5 protein-coding genes are annotated in these 6,341 nt (G+C 39.9%); all 5 read right to left on the bottom strand.

What is annotated here, in order from left to right; all coding sequences use genetic code 11:
* Positions 1–534 precede the first annotated feature (534 nt).
* Entirely contained in the window at positions 535–1,557 is a 1,023-nt protein-coding gene (locus tag ACFPIK_RS12710; RefSeq protein WP_377915825.1) for a PorP/SprF family type IX secretion system membrane protein, read from the bottom strand.
* Positions 1,554–3,971, bottom strand: coding sequence for a PKD domain-containing protein (locus ACFPIK_RS12705; protein WP_377915823.1), 2,418 nt, complete (start codon positions 3,969–3,971; stop codon positions 1,554–1,556). Before ACFPIK_RS12705 ends, ACFPIK_RS12710 begins: the two co-directional genes overlap by 4 nt.
* A gap of 30 nt (positions 3,972–4,001) precedes the next feature.
* Positions 4,002–5,273, bottom strand: a complete 1,272-nt coding sequence (locus ACFPIK_RS12700) for an adenylosuccinate synthase (protein WP_377915821.1) — start codon at positions 5,271–5,273, stop codon at positions 4,002–4,004.
* A 136-nt stretch (positions 5,274–5,409) separates the two neighbouring features.
* Positions 5,410–5,751, bottom strand: coding sequence for an STAS domain-containing protein (locus ACFPIK_RS12695; RefSeq protein WP_377915819.1), 342 nt, complete (start codon positions 5,749–5,751; stop codon positions 5,410–5,412).
* A 107-nt stretch (positions 5,752–5,858) separates the two neighbouring features.
* On the bottom strand, positions 5,859–6,329 hold the full coding sequence (locus ACFPIK_RS12690) for a Fur family transcriptional regulator (RefSeq protein WP_377915817.1): 471 nt from the start codon (positions 6,327–6,329) through the stop codon (positions 5,859–5,861).
* Positions 6,330–6,341 lie beyond the last annotated feature (12 nt).

The raw sequence follows: 6,341 nt of genomic DNA, 5'->3' as shown, positions 1-6,341 counted from the left end.
GAGCCAGGATCAAACTCTCCATTGTAAAGTTTCTATTTTAAGTCATCTATGATCTAAAGTATAAATCATAAACTCCTCTCCTCAGGTTATTTCTTTTTCGCCTTACATCACTTCAAAGAACTTGTCTCCGGTCATTTCCAGAGATTGTGGTCATCGTTTTCTTATCTTTCGATTTCCAGTTTTTTATCCCCTTTCCTTCCGAACAGGGTTGCAAAGGTAAGAAGCTTTTTCTCTTCAGCAAGAAGTTTTTTAAAACTTTTTTTCCCGCTTCAAACCCGGATCAATTTTAGGCCCTACTATATCAAGTAAAACCCCAATCTCCCTCCTCTCATCTTTATCCCCGATGCCGTTCGCGTCGTTTGGGAGTGCAAATATCTGCGTTTTTATGTTCTCAGCAAGTCATTTTTCTGAAAAAACCTCAAAAACAAGTTAACGCACTGATAATGATGGAAAAAAAATGCGTTCATCAAAAAATGAACTTTGGAAAAAGAAAATATCATAGATTTTTTTCAATTGATCTCCTAATTGAAGATTTCAATACCTGAATGAAGGCAAAGGAGCGTAATACCTTTTACCATTCGGTTGGTTTGAAAAAGCATATCTCAAGGAAATCTCATGGGCACCCCCAGTCCCCATTAATCCAAACTTTGAAATAGGGAAATCAAAACTATATCCCAAATCGAAACCAGACTCAAGTCCTATTCCAATGAGTGCAATCAAAGATTCATTGTTTGGTAGACTATATTTGGTAGGAAGTCCACGATACCAAATCCCTAAGACCAAAGGTTCAAAATAAAACTCAGTCCCAAAATCCAACTGGGAAAATTGCCCTTGCTCTTTGTAATTGAACCCAAATGTCAGTGAACGTTCTTGGTCAGTATTATTAAAATAATCATTGATATCACCGGGAGCTAATCCAATTCGATACCCTCCATGAATTGTTTTTTTTACAGCTAGTCGATCATCGCCACCTGACAGGTAGCTAATTTCCGGCTGCACCAAATGGGAAGCAGCAACACCTAACCATAACTTTTTCCCATAATAAATCAAACCAGCATGGACATCTCCTGCTCGGATTTGACTATCTCCTTCAAATGCTTCACCTGGCAGACCTACAACTATACCTTTATTGATATCAAGCTGCGTTCCTAAAATAACACGGTCAAATAAAGCATCTCTGGATAAAAAACTACCTTGAAAGCCAGCCTGAATAAAATCATCTTCCGAAAGCTTTAACCGATAACTGTAAGTGATTCCGATTTCCATTGTACTGGTCCGGGTAAATGATTCATTAGCTCCTTGAATAATTATCCCAAATCCAGAATTTAATCGCTCTGAATAGGTATCAAAGTAGGCTGTGTAAGCTATAAAAGTCTGATCTAAGGCAGGCCATTGATTTCTAAAGTTTACCCCAACTCTATTTCTGTCAGTACTTCCTGTGGCCGCAGGATTGAGGTAAATGGGATTTGCATAATATTGGCTGTATTGAATATCCTGACCAGAAACAGGTACTTTCAGGATGCTTAACAGCAAAAAAATAATAAAGCTCTTCCTCATCTTATCAGCCTAAACTTACCATTCTCATCCACCTTCTCTCCATCCGTCGCCACTCCTTTTACTCTAAAAAAGTAAACCCCTGCATCCTGAACAGTTCCATCTAGCATCCCATCCCAACCTGAGGTATTCAAGTCAGTCGTAGAGAAAATCAACTCTCCCCAAGAATTGAAAATAAAAAGTTGAAATGAGACCAAGCCTTTATACTTGGGTAAAAAGGTCTTATTATCTACTTCTCCAGGAGTAAAACCCGTGGGTATCATGAGACGATAACTTTTTGTGATTGATAATTCCTTTTCAAATGTGGATTGACAACCGTACTTGTCAGTTACTGTTAGTTTAACTTGAAAAATTCCTTTTTTTCCAAAAATGTGCTTCGGGTTTTTCTCAGTCGACTTTTGCCCATCTCCAAAATCCCAATCCCACTTCACTGCTCTTTCATCTGACAAATCTTCAAATTGAATTACATCATCCGGAAATATACCCCCTCCCGTATCATCTTTGATTCCTGTTCCTTCTACCTCAAATTCAAAATTGACATTCAACGGAATTTCTTGAATAAAAATCTCAATATCTATAGGATCAGAATAGCAAGTCAACTCTTTGGGCTTTACCTGAATCTGATAATTTCCGGATTGCTTTATGGCTTTCAATTCTTCATTAATCAAAGTCCTTCCATTACCAGAAAGTCTATAATCAAATTTTGAAAGGTCAAAACCCTCAATTAAGGAGGATAAATTAAATGTTTTACCAATTTCGCATAGAACAAGGGGCTGATCGAAATTAAGATCTGGATAATCAGGGAATTTCACTCTAACCTTATTACTAATCGCAGGACAATTCTTGCGGTTATACCCGATGATCTCATACTCTCCCTCTTCTGCTATTGCAAATTCAGACTGTGTGGCATTTGGAATAAGAACACCATCTTTCATCCATTCAAATCGTTCGTAAACTTCATTCCCTTCCCCCAGCATCTGGACTGTTTCGCCTTCACATATTTCAATTACACTCAGGGAAGCTTGTTCACCCTTTTTCAATAGTCTTATCGGCTCTGGCGATTCCTGAATTTTTAATGTCATCGCATTTCCCTTCGATGTCTTACCGTAACTGTCTGTGATCGTATAGTATACCGTAACCTCTTGATCTATATAATCTTCATTTGGGAAAAACGTGAATCCACCGGCCTGGTCACTGGCTTGAAAAATCCCCTGAGGCACGATCAATACTCTATTCTGCTCCAGACATCTTGCCTGCGAACATAAATCACCAGATTCTTCTTCGATATCTTCTAGTGATTTATAGAATTGAAGGCATCGGATGACGCTATTTTCATTTGGAAGTAGGACTTCCTCATCGGTAATGAAAAATTGATTTTCCTGTCCGGCGCATGTGGCAATTTCCGAAAAATCAACCCCTTGAGGATCCCTGAGTGCATCGTCGGCAGAGACCTCTACTTTTAGATTTCTGATTTCGTGAAAATTATTAAATCCTCCTGTGGAGGCACCAAAGCCGATTTTAAGGTTCTTAGGAGCGGGAAAGTTGAAAGGTCTGTCAAAAATGGTAACCTGTCTGGGGAGATTTTCCTGCGTGGTAACCAGCATAGTAAGCGTTATAAAAAAACCATTTCCATCTGGATCAGGCTGGAGCTCTAAATTAACTCTACGGTAACCTGGCTTCATAGGATCTGTTACACGAGATGTTCCAGAACCTCCTGAGCTAATTGGAAATTGCGCACCTGGATTAAACCCATCCTTATCTGTACCCATCTCCATCGTTTTTCTTCCTACTACAAATGGGTAACCTGTAAATCCACTCCCAGGTCCTCGAAGTACTATGGAATTTGGTGCCCTTCCATTTTGATCTAAAGAAGAAAATCCCCCTACACGACCTTCGGTGGTATTTCCAAAGTTTCCAAAAACATCAAACCCAACTCCCAAATAGGCCTTGGATAGGCCGGGTTCATTTCCTCTTTGAGCATAGCCTAACGAACCTCCAAATCCTCCGGGAGAAAAACTTGGCGAATCTCCATCAAACAAAAACATGGATAGGCCATCTGCTTGAAATAGACCTATTCCTCCATAAATAAAAAATTCAAACTCCACTTTCAATCCATAGGTAGAAGGAAAAGGCACATCAATATAGACATACCCCCTTTGGTCGTTTTGGTTTGAGGTCAATCTCAGAACACCCTCTGTCAGACGGGCATCTCCTCCAAAAATCGTCTTGGCCTGTGTACCCGGAGTCTGGAATGTTTCGCAATAAGGAAAGCCTATTTGACCAAGCGTCGGAGCTATCTCTACTAGCCAAAAAACAACCACACAAATAATCCTCAGTGCTTTCACTTTTTCCAAAATAGACTCTAATAAAAGGAGAAGGGAAATAAAAACAAAAGCTCTTGACAGTGGAATTGTCAAGAGCTTTTTTATGTCATCCTTAAATTAAATTTATCTCATAATCGTCTGAACTCTGTCCGGACCAACTGAGACTAATTTGATGGGAACTTTCAATTCTTCTTCCAGATAGGATACGTAATCTTTGAGTTCAACAGGAAACTCATCGTAAGATCTAACATTTGCCAAAGAGCAGTGCCATCCCTTCATTTTTTTGTAAACTGGTTTCACCTCCATATCCGTGATTTCAAACATTAGTTTATCAACCTTCTCTCCTGTAGGAAGCTCATAATGTGTACAAATGTTGATTTCCTCGAAAATATTAAGCACATCCGCTTTCATCATAAAAAGCTCCGTGACTCCATTGATCATGATAGAATATTTCAATGCCGGAAGATCCAACCAACCACATCTTCGAGGTCTGCCTGTCGTACTTCCAAATTCATTTCCTTCCTTTCTCATGGCTTCACCTGTAGCATCAAACAATTCTGTTGGAAATGGACCACTCCCTACTCTGGTACAATAAGCCTTGAATATCCCAAAGACCTGACCGATACGGGAAGGCGCCACTCCCAATCCTGTGCAGGCACCCGCGGTCATGGTATTGGAACTGGTAACAAATGGATAGCTACCAAAGTCAACATCCAAAAGAGACCCTTGAGCTCCTTCAGCCAAAATTCTTTTGTTGGAAGCTAAAGCCTCATTCACCACATATTCACTGTCAATGAGATTCAGTGTCTTCACAAATTCAATTGCCTCAAAGAAGCTTGCCTCCATCTCGGCCAATTGGTCCAATGGAAAATTGTAGAATGAAAGCGTAGTTTTATGCTTATCAAGAAGCAATTCATATTTTTCTCTAAAATCGGGACTGAGTATGTCTCCGATTCTTAGCGCAGACCGTCCAATTTTATCTTGGTAGGTAGGGCCAATTCCCTTCAACGTAGAGCCGATCTTTTTATCTCCTTTGGACTGTTCGTAGGCTGCATCCAGCAACTTATGAGTAGGAATGATAATAGTGGCTTTCTTGGATACCACCAGATTTTTTTGGTAGTCGATAGAAAACTTCCCTAGACCATCAATTTCCCTTTTGAGGATAATTGGATCCAGCACCACGCCATTACCGATTATATTCAGGATTTGGGAGCGGAAAATTCCAGAGGGAATCTGATGAAGCACATGCTTAATCCCATCAAATTCAAGCGTATGCCCTGCATTTGGGCCTCCTTGAAATCGGGCTACTACCTCATATTGAGGAGCAAGCACGTCTACAATTTTTCCTTTTCCTTCATCTCCCCACTGGAGACCCAGCAATACATCCATCTTCATTTGATGCGAATTCTAAGCTTATAAGAGTTTTTAAAGGCCGAAATTTGCGATAAGGGCATAGAAAACCAAGGGAAAAAACCTATTTATTATCAGTGGTCATTATAAAAGTAAAAAAGGCCCCTTTAGGAGCCTTAAATCAATTTTTGGACTTGAAATCCTCAACCGAGTCAAACACAGTGAAGATATTATTCAACTTCGTGATAATGAGTAGTTTTTTCACGTGCTCTGAGGGAGAAGTCAAATAAACTTCGCCACCTACATTCCTCATTTTGGTAAGCATCGTAATCAAAAGACCAATGCCACTAGAACTGATGTAGCGTACCCCGCTCAGGTCAATGACAAAAGTTTTAGCCCCATCTTCTACCGCATCTGAGACTACCTCTACCAACTTTGGCCCTACCTCATCACCAATCAAATCCCCATGAATATGCAAATAGCTGGCTTTTTCATCTTTACTGAGTTCGTAGGTTAGTTTCATCTGTTTATAATTTAATTTTTAACGGTCAGATAGCCTGTCCCGATCTTTTATCGGGAGAATGCCCTGAATAACCATTCCCCTGTGTGAGACATTTTCTCATGGGCATTTCATGCGAGTTCTTTTTTGTTTTGGCAATTTTCATTGTTGCAATGCCCATACAGGATCAAGGAATGGTGCAACACTTTGAAGTTTAAGATTTCTCCAACGGTATTTTGAATGTTTTGGATTCGTGGATCACAAAATTCCAATACTTTATTGCAATCCACACAGATCAAATGGTCGTGCTGTTTGTATCCATAAGATTTCTCAAACTGGGCCAGATTTTTACCAAACTGGTGTTTGGTAACCAAATCGCACTCTACTAAAAGGTCCAAAGTATTGTATACCGTAGCTCGGCTCACTCGGTAGTTTTTATTCTTCATACTGATGTAGAGTCCCTCCACATCAAAATGACCCGTTCTGCTGTAGATCTCCTCCAAAATTGCATATCGTTCCGGGGTTTTGCGGAGCTTTTGCGTTTCGAGGTACGCGGTGAATATTTTTTTTACTTCTTCGAAATGAGAGGTATTCAAAGACATGATTCCGGTTTT

This window comes from Algoriphagus aquatilis, assembly GCF_042657405.1.
GTDB lineage: Bacteria > Bacteroidota > Bacteroidia > Cytophagales > Cyclobacteriaceae > Algoriphagus > Algoriphagus aquatilis.
Note: the sequence above shows the minus strand (reverse complement) of the source record. Positions and strands in the feature narration are given on the sequence as shown.

What these genes read in the sequence shown, in the direction of transcription:
- ACFPIK_RS12710 (WP_377915825.1), bottom strand. Translation starts at nt 1,557, where the DNA reads ATGAGGAAGAGCTTTATTATTTTTTTGCTGTTAAGCATCCTGAAAGTA.
- ACFPIK_RS12700 (WP_377915821.1), bottom strand. Translation starts at nt 5,273, where the DNA reads ATGAAGATGGATGTATTGCTGGGTCTCCAGTGGGGAGATGAAGGAAAA.
- ACFPIK_RS12695 (WP_377915819.1), bottom strand. Translation starts at nt 5,751, where the DNA reads ATGAAACTAACCTACGAACTCAGTAAAGATGAAAAAGCCAGCTATTTG.
- ACFPIK_RS12690 (WP_377915817.1), bottom strand. Translation starts at nt 6,329, where the DNA reads ATGTCTTTGAATACCTCTCATTTCGAAGAAGTAAAAAAAATATTCACC.